At 51.5% G+C, this 21,289-nt stretch carries 15 protein-coding genes; 12 read left to right on the top strand and 3 right to left on the bottom strand.

Annotated features, from left to right (window positions below; translation table 11 throughout):
• Window positions 1-27: 27 nt before the first annotated feature.
• Window positions 28-1,656 (top strand): NAD+ synthase, encoded by a 1,629-nt coding sequence (locus tag ACCI49_RS06085; protein ID WP_371838084.1) that lies wholly within the window; start codon window positions 28-30, stop codon window positions 1,654-1,656.
• A gap of 57 nt (window positions 1,657-1,713) precedes the next feature.
• On the opposite strand, the gene ACCI49_RS06080 is transcribed toward ACCI49_RS06085, so the two are convergent.
• Complete coding sequence (locus tag ACCI49_RS06080) at window positions 1,714-2,646, bottom strand: outer membrane protein assembly factor BamD (protein WP_371838083.1); 933 nt, start codon at window positions 2,644-2,646, stop codon at window positions 1,714-1,716.
• 118 nt (window positions 2,647-2,764) lie between these two features.
• On the opposite strand from ACCI49_RS06080, the gene rluD reads away from it, so the two are divergent.
• The 5 genes from rluD to ACCI49_RS06055 all read left to right on the top strand — a co-directional run bounded on the left by rluD (window position 2,765) and on the right by ACCI49_RS06055 (window position 12,052).
• Window positions 2,765-3,721: a 23S rRNA pseudouridine(1911/1915/1917) synthase RluD gene (gene rluD / locus ACCI49_RS06075; protein WP_371838082.1), complete on the top strand. Its 957-nt coding sequence runs from the start codon at window positions 2,765-2,767 to the stop codon at window positions 3,719-3,721.
• An 80-nt stretch (window positions 3,722-3,801) separates the two neighbouring features.
• Complete coding sequence (pgeF, locus tag ACCI49_RS06070) at window positions 3,802-4,569, top strand: peptidoglycan editing factor PgeF (RefSeq protein WP_371838081.1); 768 nt, start codon at window positions 3,802-3,804, stop codon at window positions 4,567-4,569.
• Between the two features lie 264 nt (window positions 4,570-4,833).
• Window positions 4,834-7,437 (top strand): ATP-dependent chaperone ClpB, encoded by a 2,604-nt coding sequence (clpB, locus tag ACCI49_RS06065; protein WP_371838080.1) that lies wholly within the window; start codon window positions 4,834-4,836, stop codon window positions 7,435-7,437.
• Between the two features lie 383 nt (window positions 7,438-7,820).
• Complete coding sequence (locus ACCI49_RS06060; protein ID WP_371838079.1) at window positions 7,821-8,960, top strand: efflux RND transporter periplasmic adaptor subunit; 1,140 nt, start codon at window positions 7,821-7,823, stop codon at window positions 8,958-8,960.
• A 17-nt stretch (window positions 8,961-8,977) separates the two neighbouring features.
• A complete protein-coding gene (locus ACCI49_RS06055) occupies window positions 8,978-12,052 on the top strand; it encodes an efflux RND transporter permease subunit (protein WP_371838078.1) in 3,075 nt (1,024 codons plus the stop codon).
• 24 nt (window positions 12,053-12,076) lie between these two features.
• Here the strand turns inward: ACCI49_RS06055 and ACCI49_RS06050 are convergent, their stop codons facing one another.
• Window positions 12,077-13,141, bottom strand: a complete 1,065-nt coding sequence (locus tag ACCI49_RS06050; protein WP_371838077.1) for an AraC family transcriptional regulator — start codon at window positions 13,139-13,141, stop codon at window positions 12,077-12,079.
• A 253-nt stretch (window positions 13,142-13,394) separates the two neighbouring features.
• On the opposite strand from ACCI49_RS06050, the gene ACCI49_RS06045 reads away from it, so the two are divergent.
• Both ACCI49_RS06045 and ACCI49_RS06040 read left to right on the top strand, forming a co-directional pair.
• Window positions 13,395-14,615 carry a hypothetical protein gene (locus tag ACCI49_RS06045; protein ID WP_371838076.1) on the top strand — a complete coding sequence of 407 codons (1,221 nt, stop codon included), beginning with the start codon at window positions 13,395-13,397 and terminating at the stop codon, window positions 14,613-14,615.
• 21 nt (window positions 14,616-14,636) lie between these two features.
• Window positions 14,637-15,719 carry a hypothetical protein gene (locus tag ACCI49_RS06040; protein ID WP_371838075.1) on the top strand — a complete coding sequence of 361 codons (1,083 nt, stop codon included), beginning with the start codon at window positions 14,637-14,639 and terminating at the stop codon, window positions 15,717-15,719.
• Between the two features lie 6 nt (window positions 15,720-15,725).
• Here ACCI49_RS06040 and ACCI49_RS06035 read toward each other — a convergent pair whose 3' ends face one another.
• Window positions 15,726-16,400 (bottom strand): DUF4124 domain-containing protein, encoded by a 675-nt coding sequence (locus ACCI49_RS06035; protein ID WP_371838074.1) that lies wholly within the window; start codon window positions 16,398-16,400, stop codon window positions 15,726-15,728.
• Window positions 16,401-16,665: 265 nt separating this feature from the next.
• Between ACCI49_RS06035 and ACCI49_RS06030 the strand changes: the two genes are divergently transcribed.
• From ACCI49_RS06030 to pssA, 4 genes are all read left to right on the top strand, one after another.
• On the top strand, window positions 16,666-18,402 hold the full coding sequence (locus tag ACCI49_RS06030) for an acetolactate synthase 3 large subunit (protein WP_371838073.1): 1,737 nt from the start codon (window positions 16,666-16,668) through the stop codon (window positions 18,400-18,402).
• An 11-nt stretch (window positions 18,403-18,413) separates the two neighbouring features.
• On the top strand, window positions 18,414-18,905 hold the full coding sequence (ilvN, locus tag ACCI49_RS06025) for an acetolactate synthase small subunit (protein WP_371838072.1): 492 nt from the start codon (window positions 18,414-18,416) through the stop codon (window positions 18,903-18,905).
• Window positions 18,906-18,929: 24 nt separating this feature from the next.
• A complete protein-coding gene (gene ilvC, locus ACCI49_RS06020; protein ID WP_371838071.1) occupies window positions 18,930-19,955 on the top strand; it encodes a ketol-acid reductoisomerase in 1,026 nt (341 codons plus the stop codon).
• Between the two features lie 111 nt (window positions 19,956-20,066).
• Window positions 20,067-20,942, top strand: a complete 876-nt coding sequence (gene pssA, locus ACCI49_RS06015; protein WP_371838070.1) for a CDP-diacylglycerol--serine O-phosphatidyltransferase — start codon at window positions 20,067-20,069, stop codon at window positions 20,940-20,942.
• The last annotated feature ends 347 nt before the right edge of the window (window positions 20,943-21,289 follow it).

Genomic DNA, 21,289 nt, shown 5'->3' with positions numbered 1-21,289 from the left:
GCGGTCTGTATTGTCCGAGGTTCTATAATGTCTACTTTGCAGCTAGTGCTGGCACAAATCAATTCTCTGGTGGGGGATATTCCTGGTAATACGGCCAATGTGATTGAGGTGGCCTGCAAGGCCCATCGGGAACTGGGAGCTGACTTGGTATTATTTCCCGAGCTGACCTTGTGCGGCTACTCACCGGAGGACTTACTTCTACGTCCCAGTATGCAGATACGTATTGAAGCTGCACTGGAACAATTGAAAAAGGCCCAGCTCCCCTGCGCCATACTGGTGGGTTACCCACGGTACCGGGATGGGAAGATATTCAATATGGCCGGTTTGGTTAGTGAGGGCGAGCTTGTAGCCGAATACGCCAAGCAAAAGCTCCCTAACTATCAGGTGTTTGACGAAAAGCGTTATTTCACCAAGGGAGATAAGCCCTGCGTCGTTGAGATCAAAGGAATTCCTGTAGGAATCAGTATTTGTGAAGATATCTGGCACTCGCAGCCGATCCAGCGGTCCGTTGAGGCCGGTGCCAAGTTGATGTTGAATATCAATGCCTCACCGTTTCACCGAGGTAAGGCGCAACAGCGTCTTAAGTTACTGTCAAGACAGGCGCGTGCAGCAAAAGTCCCGATTGTTTATGTGAATTGGTGTGGCGGCCAGGATGAGCTGGTGTTTGATGGTGGCTCATTGGCCGTAGATGCCCAGGGGCAGGTTTGTGTGCGAGCTGAAGAATTTTCCGAACAGTTATTGCCGCTATCTGTCTCGGAACAAAGCGGCGGGGTCACGCTGTTACCTGGTGATAATGCTCCCCCTCTGGAAGATCTGGCGGCAGTTTACCAAGCGCTGGTGCTTGGTGTGCGCGACTACGTTAACAAGAACGGTTTCAATGGTGTGGTACTGGGGCTCTCCGGTGGGATAGATTCGGCCTTGACTCTTGCGGTTGCTGTGGATGCGCTGGGTAAAGACCGCGTCGAGGCTGTCATGATGCCGTTCCGTTACACTTCTGACCTCAGTAAGAGCGATGCCGCAGACCAAGCCCAGCGTATGGGCGTGCATTATCGGGAGATTGGTATTGAGCCGATCTTTGATGCGTTTATGGGAGCATTATCGGAGGAGTTTGCCGGCAGTGTGCGGGATACTACCGAGGAAAACCTGCAGGCCCGTTCTCGCGGTGTGCTGTTGATGGCCATTTCCAATAAAAAGGGCGCCATGGTACTGACCACTGGTAACAAGAGTGAGATGGCCGTGGGCTACGCGACTCTGTATGGCGATATGGTTGGGGGCTTCAATGCCCTGAAGGATGTACCCAAGGTTTTGGTGTTTGAGTTGTCTCGCTACCGTAACACCGTGTCGGAAGTGATTCCTGAAACCGTTATCTCCCGCCCACCGAGTGCCGAACTGGCGCCGGACCAGATTGACACCGATAGCCTGCCGCCCTATGAGGTACTTGATGAAATCCTAAACCTGTATGTGGACCAAGATTGGAGCGCTGAGGAAATTATCCGACGAGGCTTCGAGCGCCAAGTAGTAGAGCGGGTTGTACGGCTTGTTGCCCGCAATGAATACAAGCGTCGCCAGGCCGCGGTAGGCGTGCGGATTTCAGAGAGGGGCTTCGGGCGAGACCGTCGTTACCCGATTACCAATGGTTGGAAGGCCGGTGAGTAGATGAGAGAAACGCAAAAACGGCGCCATTCGGCGCCGTTTTTAATTGTAAAGCAAGCGTTATAAAAGCTCAGGGGGGAGGGGAGCCTCACCACGAATGTACTCAGGATTGTACAGTTCACGGCTGTCGAAGCCTTCCGGATCTGACTTCTCAAACAGTCCCAGGGTAACGCGGTGTACCAGACTGCGGCCGCTCGCGCCTTTGTAGAAATCGTAATTAAAGGTGCCGTCGTCATTGAAGGCGGGGTGCTTCGGGTAATTGTTGCGCATCACACTCAGGGCGTTGGCCTCAAGTTCTGGCATTTCCATTAAATGGTAACCCTGTACCATAACTGCGAGTGCATCTGGAACAGCAGGGGTTTGCTGAAAGTTTTCTACTACGTAGCGGCCGCGGTTGGCAGCAGCCAGGTAAGCGCCGCGTTTGAAGTAGTAGTTGGCCACATGGATTTCATAACGGGCCAGTAAGTTACGTAGATGGATCATGCGTTTTTGCGCATCGGCAGCGTAGCGACTCTCTGGATACCGGGCCATCAGCTGCGAAAAGTATGCGAAGGACTCGCGGGCGGAGCCCGGATCGCGGGCGGTCAGGTCCGTGGGCATAAAGCGCTCAAACAGGCCTGCGCCCTCGGTGAAGGAGGACAGCCCCTTCATGTAATAGGCGTAATCGACATTGCGATGCTGGGGGTGCAGGCGGATGAAACGATCCGCTGCAGCGATGGCTGCATCATTCTCGTAGTTGCGATAGTAGGCGTAAATCAGTTCCAGCTGGGCTTGTTCGGCGTAGTTGCCGAAGGGGAAGTTATCCTCCAAGGCGCGCAAGTTTTTGATGGCCAGGTCCCATTGGCTGGTGCGCAGTTGTCGCTGTGCAGCCTCATAGAATGCCTGTTCGGTGCGGTTGCCGGTGGGCAAGCCCTCTTCTGAATCGTCAGTGCTAGCGCAGGCAACCAATATTGCGGACGCCAAGGCCAGCCAAAGCATTTTCCAGGTCTGCATAGCACATCGCTCTATCATTCTTACACTCTACCTTATTAAACTATCCGCCAAGATTAACCTGGCGCGTCCGACATTTAACCACAGTCGCGGTGCTGCCCAAAGTATTTGCAATTGTTTGATGAATGACCACCTCAACCTCGAGATTGAAGTCCCGGCCAACATGGCTGGTCGAAGATTAGACCAGGTAGCAGCCGAATTAATTCCCGATTACTCCCGTGCGCGACTGCAATCCTGGATAAAAGGCGGACAACTTACCCTGAATGGTGCCCCTGCCAAGCCCAAGGATAAGCTATTTGGCGGTGAGCGACTCAGCCTAGATGCAGAGCTTGAGGCTCAGGGCGCCTGGCGTGCCCAGCCAATGGATTTGGACATTGTCTATGAGGATGACAGCCTCCTGGTCATTAATAAACCCGCGGGACTGGTAGTTCACCCTGCCGCCGGCAATCCTGACGGAACCTTATTAAACGGCCTCCTGCACCATAGCCCGTCTCAGGAGAAGATCCCTCGCGCGGGAATCGTGCACCGGTTGGACAAGGACACCAGCGGCCTGATGGTTGTGGCCAAGACCCTGAGTGCCCAGGTCCACTTGGTGGACCAGCTAAAACAAAGAACGGTCAGTCGCCAATACGATGCATTGGTCCAGGGTCTAGTTACCGGCGCCGGTCGTGTCGATGCTCCGATAGGGCGTCACAAGCAGAACCGTCTGAAAATGGCTGTGTTGGAATTCGGTGGCAAGGAAGCCATTACCCACTATCAGGTCCAGCAACGCTTTCGTGCCCACACCCTGCTGCGCTGCAAGCTCGAAACCGGTCGAACCCACCAGATCCGAGTGCACATGACCCATATTCGCCATCCGTTGGTTGGTGACCCGCTCTACGGGGGCAGATCGAAATTGCCCCCAGAATCTAATGCAGAGCTGATCGGGGCCTTGCAAGGCTTTCCCCGGCAAGCGCTGCATGCGGCAGAACTTGCCTTGATCCACCCGGATAGCGGTGAGGAAATGCACTGGTATGCGTCTATGCCTGCGGATATGCTGGCCTTAATCGATCTACTTGCACACAACAATGCCCAGTGAATCATCAGCATATCGAAACTTTTATTTGAAAGTCCGACCGCTAGGTTCGGCCATCAATATCCAGGCAGAGCAAATACAGCATGTCCAGTGACCATTATCTGACTCCTACATGGCCGGCACCTGCCCGAGTGCGCGCGACTAGTACTTTGCGTCGCAATGGCCACAGTAAGGAAGCTTATGCTTCATTCAATCTTGCCGCTCATGTAGGCGATCTGGAGTCGGCGGTATTGGCGAATCGCCGGCAACTCCATGACCAGCTGAATCTGCCGGCAGAACCGCAGTGGCTCGAGCAAATCCACAGCGACAGGGTAGTCGAGGCTCACCCCGATGGACTTGTGCGTACCGCCGATGCCAGCTTTAGCCAGACCAGTGGTATCGTTTGTGCAGTACTCACTGCCGATTGTCTGCCGGTACTTATCTGCGATAAGGCCGGTACCCGGGTAGCAGCAGCTCACGGAGGTTGGCGTGGGTTGGCCGGAGGTATCTTGCGCAACACCGTGACTGCTCTAGACTGCGACCCGGCAGAACTGATGGTGTGGTTGGGACCAGCCATAGGTCCCAAGGCTTTTGAGACGGGTATCGATGTGCTAGAGGCCTTCTTTGAGAATGCCCAGAGTCGTGAACACACCGAGGCAATTGCCCGCTGTTTTCAGCCTCACTCGCTAAAGCCACTGCATTTCCTCTCGGATATCTACGCTCTGGCAAGAGCGGAGCTTGCCGGGCTTGGTATCACAGAAGTCTATGGTGGTGATCACTGCACAGTAAGTGAGTCGGACTACTTTTATTCATACCGCAGGGAAAAAACCACCGGACGCATGGCCTCCCTCATCTGGCTGGCGGATAACTAGTTAGCGGTATCATTTGGTTTATTTTTATAGTGGGGCGTATTTTATTTCTTTCAAGGGACTCTGACCGGAAAAGAAATAAAAGTTAAGAAATGGATGCCCATTAATTCCAAATTTTTTCGGAAATTCTTACTGTTTGATTTAAATCATTGAAAACCCTTCCCTCGCCCCTATTTTAATACCCAATACTACACTGAACGCGTGGCGCCGATAGCGCGCTACTGGTGCAGTGCGACATAGGATCCCTGAGTAGGAGAGGTTGCATTCATGCGAATAGATCGGATGACAAACCCGTTGCAGGCAGCTATTGCTGATGCACAATCTATGGCTGTAGGGCGGGACCACAATCAGATTTTTCCAGAGCATTTACTTCTAGCGCTGCTCAACCAGAACAATGGCAGCGTTCCGGCTTTTTTGGCTCAGGCAGGTTTTAACTTAAGTGGTCTGCGCAATGATCTGGCCAAGCGGCTGGATGACCTGCCCACTATCAGTTCCCCAACTGGGGATGTGGGCATGTCACAGGAATTGATGCGCCTAATGAATCTCGCTGATAAAAAAGCGCAACAAAATGGCGACAGCTTTATTTCTAGTGAGACCGTCTTGCTTGCGGCTTTTGATCCTGCTGCAGGACAGATTTCCAAAACCCTCAATGCCAATGGCGATCTAAAACAACTAGAGGCGGCAATTCAAAAAGTGCGCGGCGACGAAAAGGTTGATGACCCCAATGCGGAAGAAGCGCGTCAGGCATTGGATAAATACACCCTCGATCTGACTGAGCGCGCCCTGGCAGGTAAACTCGATCCAGTAATTGGACGAGATGATGAAATTCGCCGCACTATTCAGGTTTTGCAGCGCCGCACCAAAAATAACCCGGTTTTGATTGGTGAGCCAGGAGTGGGCAAAACAGCTATTGTCGAGGGACTCGCTCAGCGGATAGTCAATGGCGAAGTGCCAGAGGGCCTCAAAGATAAGCGTTTGCTTTCTCTTGACTTGGGCGCTTTGCTCGCCGGAGCCAAATTCCGCGGCGAATTTGAAGAGCGTTTGAAGGCAGTGCTCAATGAACTGTCCAAGCAGGAAGGGCGCATCATTTTATTTATCGATGAGTTACACACCATGGTTGGTGCTGGCAAGGCGGAGGGCGCCATGGATGCTGGCAATATGCTCAAGCCTGCGTTGGCACGCGGCGAGTTACATTGTGTTGGCGCCACCACCCTGGACGAATACCGCCAGTACATTGAAAAAGACGCAGCACTGGAGCGCCGTTTTCAAAAAGTGTTGGTAGATGAGCCCACAGAAGAGGACACTATTGCCATTTTGCGTGGTTTGAAAGAGCGCTATGAGGTCCACCATGGCGTCGATATTACTGACTCCGCAATTATTGCCGCCACCAAACTTTCCCAACGCTATATCACTGACCGGCAGTTGCCGGATAAAGCTATCGATCTGATCGATGAGGCAGCCAGTCGTATTCGTATGGAAATAGACTCCAAACCGGAGTCCATGGATAAGCTGGAACGACGCCTAATTCAACTGAAAATTGAGCGCGAAGCAGTTAAGAAAGACAAGGACGACGAAGCCACAAAGAAACGTTTGGCAAAGTTGGAGGAGGAAATTCTCCAGCTGGAAAAGGAATATTCCGACTTGGAAGAGGTGTGGAAAGCGGAGAAAGCCCAGCTTGCCGGCAGTCACGACCTGAAGGAAAAGTTGGAGCAGGCAAAATTGGATATGGAGTCCGCGCGCCGCGCTGGGGATCTCACCCGTATGTCTGAGTTGCAATACGGAGTGATTCCCCAACTGGAGCAACAATTAAAATCCGCCGCTACTACTGAAACAAGTGAGGAGCCACGGTTGCTGCGAAATCGAGTGACCGATGAGGAAGTAGCCGAAGTAGTGTCTCGCTGGACTGGCATTCCAGTCTCGAAAATGCTGGAGGGCGAGCGGGAAAAATTACTTCGTATGGAGGATGAGTTGCACAGGCGGGTGATTGGTCAGGGTGAGGCAGTAGACGCAGTCGCCAATGCTGTGCGCCGTTCCCGTGCAGGTCTGGCGGACCCAAATCGACCCAATGGATCTTTTTTGTTTCTTGGTCCAACGGGCGTCGGTAAGACCGAGCTCTGCAAAGCGCTGGCGCAATTCCTCTTTGATACCGAGGATGCCATGGTGCGTATTGATATGTCCGAGTTTATGGAGAAGCATTCTGTAGCGCGCCTCATCGGTGCGCCCCCGGGTTACGTGGGTTATGAAGAGGGTGGCTATCTGACAGAAGCAGTGCGGCGCAAGCCATACTCAGTAGTACTGCTCGATGAAGTGGAGAAGGCGCACCCGGATGTATTCAATATACTCTTGCAGGTGCTGGATGACGGTCGCCTTACAGATGGTCAGGGCCGTACCGTGGACTTCCGCAACACCGTGGTGGTGATGACATCCAACCTGGGCTCGGACCTGATTCAGAAATATGCCACGGTGGAAAATGGCGATGATCTGGATGCCGAGATCCGTTACCGACAGATGAAAAATGCGGTGATGGAAGTGGTCGGCAATCATTTCCGCCCGGAATTTATTAACCGTATTGATGAGGTTGTGGTTTTCCACCCACTGGACAAAGCGGAGGTGCGGTCAATAGCGGAAATCCAGCTGAAACAGCTGTGTCGTCGACTCAGCGAGCGAGACCTAAAACTTGAGGTGTCCACGGCACTGCTGGATAAGCTGGCAGAAGTAGGCTTTGACCCGGTATACGGTGCGCGCCCCCTTAAACGGGCCATTCAGGTCTGGCTGGAAAACCCCCTGGCTCAGGATGTCTTGGCTGGTAAGTTTACTCCCGGCGCGACTATCCATGCTGATGTCGAAGGCGACAAAGCCGTATTCAGGTAACCCCAATATTCGCGGTGCCAGTGAGGAATGGCGCCGCGTCTTTTTACTGCGATTCTCCCTGCCGTTAGCCTGCCAAATAGTTGAAACCTCATCGATTTCACTGTCGTCCCTGAAATACTGGCGCAGGTACAAGAAACAGCTGATATTTCATAAGCTTGCTGCGGCCTATACCTGACGATGGCACATCATTGTGCCCTATTAACCCAATAAGTTTGTTAATTTCCTGGGTTAATAAAAAATACAATATGAAATAATCGTTTAATGGCGCGAGGGTTCTGCGGCGCGCGTGGTATTTTCTTCGTAAACTGAACTTTATAGTCCGTTAAAATGCGGGTTTGTTTTCTCCTGAATTTTCCTGACGCGTCGATCTATGATATTTCCTGGTGAGTGATCGGGGGCAAATTATCAGTAAACGCATGGTGTTAATGCTGCTGGGGTGCCTTTTGTTGTTTGGCGGTATATTTGCTTACAAGTTTTTTGGCCGCTACATGATGAATCAGTTTCTCGACAATTTGGCACTACCGGCGGCCACGGTGACCTCTGCAACTGCGCAAATCCAGAGCTGGCGAGAGGATCTAAGTGGCGTTGGTACGGTGCGTGCGGTCAATGGGGTGGAAGTCACAACAGAAGCCGAGGGCGTTGTCAGTGCCATACATTTTAAATCCGGTCAGTATGTACATAAGGGTGATCTGCTAGTTGAGATATTTGCTGAGCCAGAAAAGGCCCAGCTACAGGTTTTGGATGCGGAGCTGCGTCTCGCGCGACGTAATTATGCTCGAATTAATACTTTGACTAAGCGTGGAGTGACTACAGAAGCGGATCTAGACAGCGCGCGCAGCACATTGGATCAGGTAGTCGCTAATATTGAAGTGCAGCGTGCCAGGGTGGATCAGCGTATAGTTGTGGCGCCTTTTAGTGGTGTACTTGGGATACGTCGTATCGATTTGGGGCAAAATGTCAGCCCCGGTGAGGCAGTGGTATCTTTGCAGCAACTGGACCCAATTTTTGTTGATTTTTCCCTGCCTGAACAAAAGTATGCGATGGTTAAGGCCGGGCTCCCTATTGAGCTTACCACCGACGCATTTCCCGGAAATACCTATCACGGAAAAATTACCGCTGTAGACCCCCAAGTAGATAATGCAAGCCGTAATTTCCTGATTCAGGCGACGTTGAATAACCCTAAAAAACACCTGCGGCCTGGCATGTTTGCCCAGGTTTCTGTGCAAATTGATGCAAGCCGCAGAGTGTTGGTGGTGCCACGTACTGCTTTGGTTTTTGCGCCCTATGGTGTATCGGTTTTTATCCTGGAAAAAGATGAGGAAAGCGATGGAATGATAGCCAATAAGCGGTTTGTAAAGATCGGAGAGGAACGCGGTGACCTGGTAGAAATTGTGCGGGGATTACTGGAGGGAGATGTGGTGGCAAGTAGTGGGCTATTAAAACTGCGTAATGGAGAGAAGGTGGAGATCAATAATGAGAATAAACCACCGGATAATCCCTACCCAAAACCTGAGAATAGTTAGGGTGTATAGTTAGGCCTGTGAACTTCACGGAGATTTTTATTCGGAAACCAGTTCTGGCCTCGGTCGTCAGCCTTTTTATTTTTCTTTTGGGTTTACGCTCCATAACAGAACTAAATGTTCGTCAGTATCCTAGATTGGATAACGCGGTTATTACCGTTTCCACTGTTTATGTGGGTGCGGACTCTGATCTTGTGCAGGGATTTATTACGACGCCTTTAGAGCAGGAAATAGCCACAGCTGATGGCATCGATTATATGGTGTCTACCAGTGTACAGGGCCTTTCAACGATCAATGCCTATGTACGCTTTGACTATGATCCCTATCAAGTTTTAACCCAGGTTGTAGCCAAGGTAAATAAGTTGCGTAGCGACCTCCCCGATGAGTCTGAGGACTCCAGCGTTGAAATGCAACAGGGGGAGACTACGGCCGCGATGTATCTGTCTTTTTCTTCAAATATTCTCGCCAATAATCAGATTACCGATTATCTGGTGCGTGTTGTGCAACCCAAACTGGCAACAATTGGCGGAGTGCAACGTGCTCGGCTACTGGGTGATAGTACTTTTGCCATGCGAATATGGTTGAAACCCAAGGAAATGGCGGCACTGGAAGTGACCCCTGAAGATGTAGCGAATGCCCTGCGAGATAACAACATACTCTCTGCAGTGGGTGCTACCAAAGGCACACGGGTTGCCATGGAAATACGTGCTGACACCGACATTGCCCGGAAAATAGATTTTCGCCAGCTGGTGGTGCGGGCCAATGGTGATCAATTAGTACGTCTTGGAGATGTGTCGGAGATAGATCTCGGGGCTGAATCTTACGATAGTTCTGTGACTTTTAATGGACAGTCGGCAACATTTATTGCCATAGAGGTCGCGCCAAACGCAAATTCCCTGGAGGTTATTAAAGAGGTCAGGGATAAATTGGAGGGGGAAATATTTCCACAGCTGCCTGAAGGTATGTTGGGAGAAATACCTTATGACAGTACTGAATATATAGAGGACTCCATTGAGGAGGTGATTAAAACGATCGTTGAAGCGGTGTTGATCGTCATCGTAGTGATCTATCTCTTTCTTGGATCTCTGCGTAGCGTACTGATTCCGGCAATTGCGATTCCCCTATCATTGGTCGGCGCGCTTTTTTTAATGTTGTTAATGGGCTTTTCTATTAATCTGTTAACACTACTGAGTATGGTGTTGGCGATTGGTATTGTCGTCGATGATGCGATTATCGTTCTCGAAAATGTGCACCGCCATATTGAAGAAGGCCTGTCACCACAGGAAGCAGCCATTGTTGGTGCGCGTGAATTAGCTTGGCCAATTGTGGCCATGACAACCACTTTGATTGCCGTATATATTCCTATTGGTTTTCTTGGGGGGCTTACTGGCACGCTGTTTATTGAATTTGCTTTTTCGCTGGCAGGTGCGGTGCTTTTATCCGGTGTGGTCGCACTGACGCTGTCACCAATGATGGCCTCGAAGATTCTCAAACCTCGTGATGGCGGCGGCACCCGATTGGAAGTCTGGCTCGAACGACAGTTTGGCCGATTACAGAAAGGTTTTGAAAACAGATTACATAACACCCTGGATGAGCGAAGAGTCATTCTGATCTTTGGCTTGATTGTACTGGGGAGTTGTTACTTTCTTTTTATTACTTCTCCACAGGAATTGGAACCGACAGAGGATAGGGGGCTTGTGCTCACTATTTCTACGGCAGACGCTTATGCCACTCTGGATTATGTAGAACAGTACACTGGCGAGCTAAATGATATAGCCGAACGATACAGTGAAGTGGAAAATATCTTTTTGCTGAATGGTTCGGGAACATTTAGTAGTGGGGTGAATAATGCTACCGCGGGTTTTGTGTTGGGCCCATGGGAAAAGCGCGATAAAGATACGGAACAAATGCAGGAATTGATCAGTAAGGATGTGCAGCAGATTGCGGGATTAAAAGTTGCGGTAGTCGTGCCGCCGAGTTTACCGACTGCGGGGGGGCGTTTGCCGGTTGAATTTGTGATCGGTGCCACTGTACCGATGGAAAACCTGGCTTCTTTTGCCGATGAAATTATGTCCCGAGCCTTGGCAAGCAGGAAATTTATTTTCCTGGATTCGGATCTTAAGATCGACAAACCGAAAGTAGTGATTGAAATAGACCGGGATAAAGCGGCTACCATGGGGATAGAAATGGTGAACCTGAGTCGCGATTTGGGTGCCATGTTATCCGGAGCCTTTATCAATCGTTTTTCACTCGATAACCGCAGTTACAAGGTGATTCCTCAGGTGGAGCGAATTGACCGTCTTACCGCGGAACAGTTGGGCCAATACTATATTCGCGCACGTAATGGCAATCTCGTGCCCTTCAACACCCTGGTATCCCTAAGGAAAACTGTAGAGCCCCAGCAATTAAAGCGTTTTCAACAATTGAATGCGGTCACTATTTCAGGGGTACCCCGTCCTGGTGTCACACTGGGGGAGGCCCTTTCAATATTGGACAGTGCTGCCACAGAAGTACTGCCTCAAGAATACTCTGTGGATTACGCCGGGCAGTCTCGTCAATTCAAGACGGAGGGTACGGATCTGGTAGTGACTTTTTTCTTCGCGCTAGTTGTAATTTACCTGGTACTCGCCGCTCAATTTGAGTCCTGGCGCGATCCGCTGATTATGCTGGTCACTGTGCCAATGAGTGTGTGCGGGGCGATGATTTTTGTCAGCCTCGGCCTGACCACCTTAAATATCTATACTCAGGTGGGTTTAGTGACATTGATTGGCGTGATCTCCAAGCATGGAATTTTGATCGTGGAATTTGCCAACAAGTTGCAATTGGGGGGAATGGATAAGCGTACTGCCATTGAAGAGGCAACTTCGATCCGCCTGCGCCCAGTGTTAATGACCACTGCATCACTGGTACTGGCCATGGTTCCGCTATTAGTTGCCTCTGGGCCAGGCGGCGGGGCCCGTTTTGCTATGGGCCTTGTGGTCGCCACCGGCATGACCATTGGCACCTTGTTTACATTGTTTGTGGTACCAGCTATGTATTTATACCTGGGGCGGGACTACAGAGTAATGGGGGCTGCGATATCGGCCAAAGAGTGAGGGGGCATTTTTTATCTCGTGGGCTCAAGCGTCGAGAATAACTCCCGAGGAATTGCTGCGTCTGAATTCACTGGGAGTAACGCCTTCGTGCTTCTTGAAGAAACGAGTAAATACGGCGCGCTCAGCAAAATGCAGTTTTACCGCGATGCTTTCGACCGACTCACTGGTGGACAATAGGAGCCGTTTGGTCAGTGCCAGGGTGACACTGTCTTTGAGTTGCTGGAAGGTAACTCCCTGTTCACGCAGCCTCCGCTGCAGGGTCCGTCCGCTAGTGCGGAAATGGGCTGCGGCTTGCTTAATGGAAATCTCCTCCCTCAATAGCTGTGTTTCCAGCCAGGAGCGCAGGCTCGCAGCGAGATTGTAACTCGACAGGGTGCTGTGCAATACCGTTTTTAAGATATTGCGACTTTGACTGCGCAATAACTTGTGATAACTGGGAATCGGAAAATCTAGTGTCTGAGGTCCCAGAATAATTGAGTTTTCGTTGCTGTTAAATTCTACAGGGCACTGGAAAATCCGCGTGTAAATTGAGTCATCTTCAGGTTTGGATCTCAGCAGTTTAACACCGCGCACTTCTGCGAATTGGGGGTTTAGGGTGCGGAGTAATTCCACCGCCCGGGTCATCAACATTTCTGCGAGAAAATCATTGACAGGATCACTGAATAATTCCTGGCGCCAGTTCAGCATGAGTACTTCAGAATCCGCTTTTATCCGTGTTTCGAAGCGGAGAAGGGGGGCCAGGGTTTGCGACAGGACAATTTCTGCAGGTCGCAGAATCTCCCTTGGGCGTCGCAGTGACGGCTGTGCCTCAATAATGGTTTCCTCCAGCCACAAAATGATGGGGAAGCGGCTAAAGCTGAGGCCGGGTGAGGATACAGGGGAGAGGGTCACCAGGTTTTCAATCAAGGAATTGAATTCAGTGTAGCTAAGCCGCTCGCTCTCATCGGGATTCCAACTGAAGGCAAATGGCAGACTCTCAACCAGTGTCTCTGTGGGAATACCGAGTCTGGCGGCAGCGACTACAAAATAGGGGGCAAATATTTTGGGCACGCCGGCATGGCCGGACTTATTTTTCTTCTGGTCTCTCATGACTCTTTGCCGTCCGGGTGGCGTTGGCAGGATCATAGCAAAGGCGCCGCAAACAGCGAAAACAAAATTGTAGAATATGACGGGTCAGTCGCGTCAGGTGGCGTGCCTGATCATCCTCTGGCGCCATTAATCCTATTCGCTTCCCGGCCTCTGCGGATACCTTGCAAGGATTGTGACTTGTTGCGGAAATAAAATCGCTCAGACTCACTAGTCATAATTAAAGCTACTTATAAAACTATAAAGGATAATAACCATGACACTGTCTAGACGACTGGGCGCAGGCCTGTCTGTTTTTTTTGCTGCGATGATGGGAGCTTCTTCAGCGGCAGCGGAGAACTGCTATATCCTGGTCCACGGACACGGAGTCAAGGGGCACCAAGAAACTAGCGTAGGCAATGATGGGAGTTTAGTGCAGCCAGCACTGGACTATTGGAGTGAAACCTACTTTGACGAGTATAAAAACAGCAGCTTTATCGATCAGCTGGTAGCCATTGGCGGTAACTACGGTGTAGTCGGTTACGATTCAACCGACGAGGCGGAACTGCCCTACTGGCACAACCAAACCTCCGGGGAAATCGCCCGACAAATCATTGATATTCGCAGTGGAAAAGGGGACAGGTTCAAGCACAATAACCAGTGTTCCGCCGATGATACTTTTTGGGTTATTTCCCACAGTCAAGGCGCCGCACAGATGATGTACATTGCTGGTAATGCGGTGGAGGGATCCCCATACTATAACCGCGCTTACAACCAGTACGACACCAATACCAAAATACAGGAAGTAAAAAAGTGCTCAACCACCTGGTATGGCAGCACTAGCTGTAAAAAGGTGAACGAAGAAGTAAGGGTGGCCGAACTGAGCGAGAGTAATGCAGTTGAGGTTGACTTCGATACTGCCATCAATGGTGTAGCGGCAATTTTTACCACCGGCGGTGCAATTACCGGTACCGAGGGCGTCGACCGTATTTGTAACGGGAGCTGGTATGACGATGTGATCAATGACCTTTTCCTGGGGCGCGAGTGCTCTGCTGTGCGCTATATGCAGACTAATGACGTCTATACAGTGCGCAATTACGTTGGCACCAACCTGGGCGCACCGGTTTATACCATCGGTGGCTATTCTGCCTTCCCGGGGGTCGAGAGTGCTTCTTCGGCGTTACTAAATGGTGAAGATGACGGTTATATCAATCTTGCCTCCCAGATGAATTGCTCCGGTTCCGGTAAGCGCAGCCTCTGGTCCAATCTGAAGCAGTACGACACTTTCATGGGCATTGCCTACGGCAGTGCGATATTTTCCTGCGATAACGACCACAAGGGTACCGCGCGCTCCTACAACCTCGCCAGTATCCACGTTGACCATGATGCGCAACGCAATGGCGGTAATATATCCCCCGACTACGACGGTATACCCGGTGGCCTGGATTGTGGAGCGGGGAAAAATAGCGCCGGTCGTATCGCAGCCTGTACCCAGTAAATGCTTCTCGGGAGCGAGTCGATGTTCGCCAGTAACAACCGTAATATCAAGAAGCCTATAGCCATATTCACCAGTATCCTATTTATTGCTGCCGCAATTTTCTATTGGCAGGTGGCGGATAGTGGGGATCTCCCTACGACAGTTGTTGCCGAGGCAGAGGCCGCTGTCGAGTCCCCCCCCGTATGGCAGGATACCCCTCTGGTTGAGGTGGTTGAAAAGGAATTTGTGAAGGACGACTCTATTGAGGTGTGGGAGGAGATCCAGGCGCGGCCAGTAAAAACCGAACTGCACCAGTCCCTGCTCTCTGATCTGGCGAAATTCCACCGTTACCCGCCACAGAATCGCGCTATCAATAGCCTTTCCCAGGACCCTATCACCCAGACCCATGCGCCTGATCAGCGCACTACCCAGAGTGACAATGGCGATGCGTTGACGCTTTGGACACAAAAGAAGTTTTATTCATATGGTGAAAAGGTGCAGGTTTATGCCTTTCAGACCGATAGTGATGGAGTGAAAGTTCTGGCGGATCTCACAGCTCTGATGGTGATGGATGACCGGCAAGTGGTGGGAACTTTGACCTTTAACGACAATGATGGTGACCTAATTTACGAAGTGGAAATGGAGGCGGGCTCCTATGAAGGCCGGCCTCTGTCTGCCGGTATCTACAAGATTATTGTGGATACAGATATAGACGGCTTGCGTGATGCTGCCGCCTTTACCCTGTCTGAGGACACAGGGAATTACACAGGAAACTTACGTGACTCAGTAACCTCCGAGGGGGACCTGCTTGTAGAGGCAGAGGTGGAAATTCTTGAGCGGGGACGCTTTTATTTCCGCGCCTCTCTTTACAATGATGAGCAGACACCTATCGGTGTGCTCCAGTATGCTGCTGAACTGCCTGTAGGGCGTCATTGGATACCCTTCGAATTTTACGGTCTCATGATCCGTGATAAGGAACAGGATGGCCCCTACTTGGTGAAGCAGTTGAGTATCTCCAGGGTTACAGTGCCGAGAACTGAGAGACTCTTTCAGCCAGGGTATTACACCGAGCGCTATAATATTGAGCAGTTCAACGACACCCCCTACAGAGAACTAGATCTATAGCGGCGGTTAGCAGTTCTCACGGATGCTCTGCTGTTCCCGAGTAATGCGCTGCTGCCGTTCATCCTCTCCCAGCACGCGTTGATTGCCATTTTCGTCGACCTCGCGCACGCGCCCATGACTGGTCAGCGCCTTTAGGTTTTCCTGAGAATTCTGGCAGCGTTGGGCGCGGGCTGCAGCTTGTGCGCGGGCAGCCTGCTCTTCTTCTTTAGAAGGCTGCTGGGGCACGGGCTGGCGTATGGGTTGAGGTTCGACTGCGGGTTTGGTGGTCTGCTTCTTCGCTTCGGTGGCAGCCCGAGCTGCCTGTTGCTCCGCTTCCCACTGCTTAAAGCGCTCGGTTTTGGGTTTCTTGATCACCTCCACCTCGCTGCTATTGGGTGGCTGCTCGCCGAAGTGGACCACACCGTTCTCATCTACCCATTTATAGATGCCGTTGGCCTGTGCGGTGAGTGCCAGGCCGGAGATTAGCATTGCGAGCGCGACGCGCATTGGATTACCCCATCTTGTATTGTCTTTCCTTACACCGTGCATTGTACCGGTGTCTGGGGTTTTTCCTGCAACTCTCTTAACACTTTCATTCGCCTCTCTTGACAGCTGGGGCCCAATTGGCAAAATCGACTGTTTCCTCGGCAATGGTTGTCGCCGCACATCCGCGGTCAAGACGCCGGCTCCCGGGCGGATCATCCTTCCGCCGTTATTCTGTCGAGAGGCTCTCCCCACCCCTGGAGGCCTGCTAGCCTGCAATTCTGACACAGCTGTGTCGGCTTCGGGCTAGGTGTTTTTCTGTGCGCGATAAATTCATCCTAAAAATCGGCATACAAACACGCAACAGGCTGATAATTGTCACCAATTTCTTTTATAGTTGCGGTCTAGCATTCTCGTAAACCGCTTGAACGGTGGTTCTTTGGTGATGGCTATCCTACTAAACAGGAAAATTGAGGAGACTCAAGTGGAATTACTTTCCGGCGGCGATATGTTGGTTCGCGCGCTGCAGGATGAAGGGGTGGATCTGATTTTCGGCTACCCGGGCGGCTCGGCATTACATATCTATGATGCGATCTTTCGGCAGAAGTCGATAAAGCACATTCTGGTGCGCCACGAGCAGGGTGCGACTCATGCCGCAGATGGCTATGCCCGCTCTACTGGCAAAGTGGGGGTAGTGCTGGTGACTTCCGGTCCGGGTGCTACCAATGCCATAACCGGCATTGCCACCGCCTATATGGACTCAATTCCCATGGTGGTGATTTCGGGCCAGGTCCCCAGTGACAAAATCGGTGAGGATGCCTTCCAAGAAACCGATATGGTCGGTTGTTCGCGCCCGATTGTGAAGCACAGCTTTCTGGTCAAGAGTGCCGAAGATATTCCCGAAGTCATTAAAAAGGCCTTTTATATCGCCAGTACTGGCCGACCTGGACCGGTGGTCGTCGATGTGCCCAAGGATGTGACCAATCCAGCGGAGCGATTTCCCTACCGCTATCCGGAGAAACTGCGGATGCGCTCCTACACGCCAGCCGGTAAGGGCCATGGCGGGCAGATTCGCAAGGCGGTGGCTCTATTGTTGGCTGCACGTCGCCCGGTGATTTATGCCGGGGGTGGTGTGGTACAGGGGGAGGGCGCAGAGTTGCTTACCGAGTTGGCGCGCCGTTTGAACTTCCCAGTAACCAACACACTGATGGGGCTTGGCGCCTATCCTGGTAGTGACAAGCGTTTCCTCGGGATGCTCGGCATGCATGGCACCTTTGAAGCAAATACTGCCATGCACCATGCAGATGTAATTTTGGCGATAGGTGCACGTTTCGATGACCGAGTCACCAGTACGCCAAGCAAATTCTGTCCGGGTGCCAAGATTATTCATGTCGATGTGGACCCGGCCTCTATTTCCAAGACGATTGTTGCCGATATCCCCATCGTCGGTACTGTACAGTCAGTATTGTTGGAGATGCTGGATACCCTCAAGTCCAGCGAAGAGCAGCCGGATCAGTCTGCAATTGTGGATTGGTGGCGTCAGATCGATGATTGGCGCGAGCGTCACGGCCTCTATACGGCACCGCGCTACCAGACTGACGGTGCACTGATCATGCCACAGGAGGTAATCCGCGCCGTATATGACATCACCGAGGGGGATGCGTACGTAACCTCCGATGTAGGGCAGCATCAGATGTTTGCCGCCCAGTATTACCACTTTGACAAACCGCGTCGCTGGATCAACTCAGGGGGACTCGGCACCATGGGGTTCGGCCTTCCTGCTGCCCTGGGGGTAAAAATTGCGCATCCGGATAAAGAAGTGGTTTGTGTGACTGGCGAAGGCAGTATTCAGATGTGTATTCAGGAGCTGTCTACCGCAACCCAGTACCACCTGCCCGTGAAAATTCTGTGCCTCAATAACCAGGCGCTTGGCATGGTGAAACAGTGGCAGGAAATGCAATACGAAGGTCGCCTCTCCAATAGTGTGTACGAAGAGTCATTGCCAGACTTCGTCAAGCTTGCCGAGGCTTACGGGCATCTTGGGGTGAAAATTGAACGGCATGAAGACCTCCACCTGAAACTGCAGGAAGCCTTTGCCGAAAAAGATCGCACGGTATTTATCGATGTATATGTCGATCCTTCTGAGCACGTCTATCCGATGCAGGTAATGCCAAATGGCTCCATGCGGGATATGTGGCTGAGTAAAACCGAGCGGACTTAGGGGGCAGGGTGATGCGAAGAATTATTTCGGTATTGATGGAAAATGAACCCGGCGCATTGTCCCGAGTAGTGGGTCTCTTTTCCCAGCGCGGTTACAACATTGAAAGCCTTACGGTAGCGCCGACAGAGGATGCCACTCTGTCGCGCCTCACAATGGTAACCATTGGTGATGATCACAAAATTGAACAAATAACAAAAAACCTCAATAAGTTGATCGATGTTGTAAAGCTGGTGGATCTCACCGAAGGCTCTCATATAGAGCGGGAATTACTGCTGGTTAAAGTGCGTGCGAACGGTGCCCAACGAGATGAAGTTAAGCGAAGTGTGGATATATTTCGCGGCCAAATTGTAGATGTTACCAGCAGTATGTACACGGTGCAGGTCGCTGGTACTGGTGAAAAACTCGATGCATTTTTACAGGCATTGGGTGAGCACACCATTATGGAAGTCGTCCGCTCAGGAGTATCTGGGATCGCGCGCGGTGAAAAAGTTTTAAGTGTATAGAAAGCAGGAAATAGGAATTTAGCAATGCAAGTTTATTATGATAAAGATTGTGACCTCTCTTTAATTCGCGAAAAAAGTATTGCAATCATCGGCTATGGTTCCCAGGGCCATGCCCATGCCAATAATCTTAAAGACTCCGGTGTGGCCAATGTAGTTGTAGGCCTACGCGAAGGTTCTAGCTCCTGGAGCAAGGCTGAAGGTGCCGGTCTGCGCGTGGCTACTGTGGCGGATGCGGTTAAAGATGCGGATGTAGTCATGATTCTCGCGCCGGACGAGTACCAAGCCAATATTTACAAAGAGCAAGTGGCTTCAAACTTAAAGCCTGATGCTGCCCTCGCTTTTGCGCATGGTTTTAACGTGCACTTTGAACTGATTGAGCCACCGGCAGATATAGATGTGATTATGATTGCTCCTAAGGGGCCAGGCCATACTGTGCGCTCTACCTTCCTCGAAGGTGGTGGTGTTCCGACTCTGATTGCGGTTTATCAAGATGCCTCAGGCAAAGCCAAGGATCTCGCGCTCTCCTATGCCAGTGCAAATGGTGGTGGTCGCTCGGGAATCATTGAGACCAATTTCCGTGAGGAGACGGAAACGGATTTGTTTGGTGAGCAGGCGGTGCTATGTGGAGGTGTTTCTGCGTTGGTGGCTGCCGGCTTTGAAACGCTGGTGGAAGCGGGCTACGCACCGGAGATGGCCTATTTCGAATGTCTGCATGAACTCAAGTTGATCGTTGACCTGATGTACCAGGGCGGTATTGCTGACATGCGCTATTCTATTTCCAACACTGCCGAGTACGGTGATTATGTTACGGGACCTCGTATTGTTACCGACGAAACCAAGGCAGAAATGAAGCGGGTGTTAAAAGACATTCAGACTGGCAAGTTTGCTAAAGACTTTATGCTCGAATCCTTGGCGGGTCAGCCTCGACTCAAGGCTGAACGCCGCATTGGTGGCGAACATGAAATCGAACAGGTAGGTGCCAAGTTGCGCGCAATGATGCCCTGGATTAAAGCCAACAAGATTATCGACCGGACGGAAGGCAATAACTGATCGATACATCACAAAAAAACGGCGGGCATCCCCGCCGTTTTTTTTTGCCCTGTGCGCGCACTGGCCAATCGCGTACACTCGCTGGCTGCAAAATGCACTTACGGAGAATCTATGAGCCTTGAAGGGGATGAAAAGAAGCCCGCGGACTCAATAAATACGGCTGGCGAGGAAATTCGTTTGCCGGTTGATGAGCATATCGAGGAAGAGGTTGCGGCAAATGGTAAAAAGGTGCGCGCCCGTGGCGTATACCTATTACCCAACCTGATCACCACCGGAGCTCTTTTCAGTGGCTTTTATGCCATAGTCGCTGGTATGGGCGGCAATTTTGAAGCCGCGGCTATCGCTATTTTTGTTGCTATGGTGCTCGATGGCCTGGATGGGCGGGTGGCGAGACTGACCGATACCCAAAGCGCATTCGGTGTGCAGTACGACTCTTTGTCGGACATGGTGTCCTTTGGTTTGGCGCCTGCGCTTGTGGCTTTTAGTTGGGCATTGAAGACTCTTGGTAAATTTGGCTGGGCCATTGCTTTTTTATATGCGGCTTGCGCCGCCCTGCGTCTGGCCCGATTCAATACTCAGGTGGATAGCGTCGATAAAGGCGTGTTTATCGGCCTTGCCAGCCCCACCGCTGCGGCGATAGTGGCCAGCATGGTTTGGTCTGGTCACGATGCCGAAGTTGGGCCTGTACTGGCATTTATTGCGGCGCTGGTGACTGCGGCCGCGGGCTTGTTGATGGTATCCAACTTCCGCTATGCGAGCTTTAAAGGACTGGATTTCAAGGGCAGAGTGCCTTTCGTCATGATGTTGGCGGTGATACTGATCTTTAGCTTGGTGACCATTGATCCCGCTGGAGTTCTGCTGACCCTGGCTGTGATATATACCTTGTCTGGGCCGGCGATGTGGCTGTGGGGCCGCCTCCATCCGAAGCCTGCAAGTTGCGCAGCAGCAAGTGACAGTGCAGAAGCGAAGGATGAGAAACACCACTAGTCTTTAACAATCCCGTTTGGACCCTGCCTTTGGCAACCCTACTCTAGTTATGCGGGAGTGCGAACTTAAACGGAGTTGTGATCGTCGGGAGGTCGGATGCGGCCTCATTACTCCCCTCAAAATAAGAGGGCTGTGCAACAGCTGAAAAAAGTCTTGCATAGAAGCACAGTAGCCCGTATAGTTCGCGCCCTCGCTGCTTGAGACAGCAGTGAGGGGTTAGCTCCAAGTAATTGATTTTCTTAAGAAAATTTCTTCAAAAAGAGCTTGCCAAGCACGGAGAGGCCGCTATAATGCACGCCACTTCAAGCAGGGTCGGAAATGACCTTGCCGGGATTCGGAAAGCTCAC

The organism is Microbulbifer epialgicus (genome assembly GCF_041447265.1).
Taxonomy (GTDB): Bacteria; Pseudomonadota; Gammaproteobacteria; order Pseudomonadales; family Cellvibrionaceae; genus Microbulbifer; species Microbulbifer epialgicus.
This window is presented reverse-complemented; position numbering and strand designations above follow the sequence as displayed.

What these genes read in the sequence shown, in the direction of transcription:
- pssA (WP_371838070.1), top strand. Translation starts at nt 20,067, where the DNA reads ATGAGCCTTGAAGGGGATGAAAAGAAGCCCGCGGACTCAATAAATACG.
- ACCI49_RS06050 (WP_371838077.1), bottom strand. Translation starts at nt 13,141, where the DNA reads ATGAGAGACCAGAAGAAAAATAAGTCCGGCCATGCCGGCGTGCCCAAA.
- rluD (WP_371838082.1), top strand. Translation starts at nt 2,765, where the DNA reads ATGAATGACCACCTCAACCTCGAGATTGAAGTCCCGGCCAACATGGCT.
- ACCI49_RS06085 (WP_371838084.1), top strand. Translation starts at nt 28, where the DNA reads ATGTCTACTTTGCAGCTAGTGCTGGCACAAATCAATTCTCTGGTGGGG.
- ilvN (WP_371838072.1), top strand. Translation starts at nt 18,414, where the DNA reads ATGCGAAGAATTATTTCGGTATTGATGGAAAATGAACCCGGCGCATTG.
- pgeF (WP_371838081.1), top strand. Translation starts at nt 3,802, where the DNA reads ATGTCCAGTGACCATTATCTGACTCCTACATGGCCGGCACCTGCCCGA.
- ACCI49_RS06080 (WP_371838083.1), bottom strand. Translation starts at nt 2,646, where the DNA reads ATGCAGACCTGGAAAATGCTTTGGCTGGCCTTGGCGTCCGCAATATTG.
- clpB (WP_371838080.1), top strand. Translation starts at nt 4,834, where the DNA reads ATGCGAATAGATCGGATGACAAACCCGTTGCAGGCAGCTATTGCTGAT.
- ACCI49_RS06045 (WP_371838076.1), top strand. Translation starts at nt 13,395, where the DNA reads ATGACACTGTCTAGACGACTGGGCGCAGGCCTGTCTGTTTTTTTTGCT.
- ACCI49_RS06040 (WP_371838075.1), top strand. Translation starts at nt 14,637, where the DNA reads ATGTTCGCCAGTAACAACCGTAATATCAAGAAGCCTATAGCCATATTC.
- ACCI49_RS06035 (WP_371838074.1), bottom strand. Translation starts at nt 16,400, where the DNA reads ATGATCCGCCCGGGAGCCGGCGTCTTGACCGCGGATGTGCGGCGACAA.
- ilvC (WP_371838071.1), top strand. Translation starts at nt 18,930, where the DNA reads ATGCAAGTTTATTATGATAAAGATTGTGACCTCTCTTTAATTCGCGAA.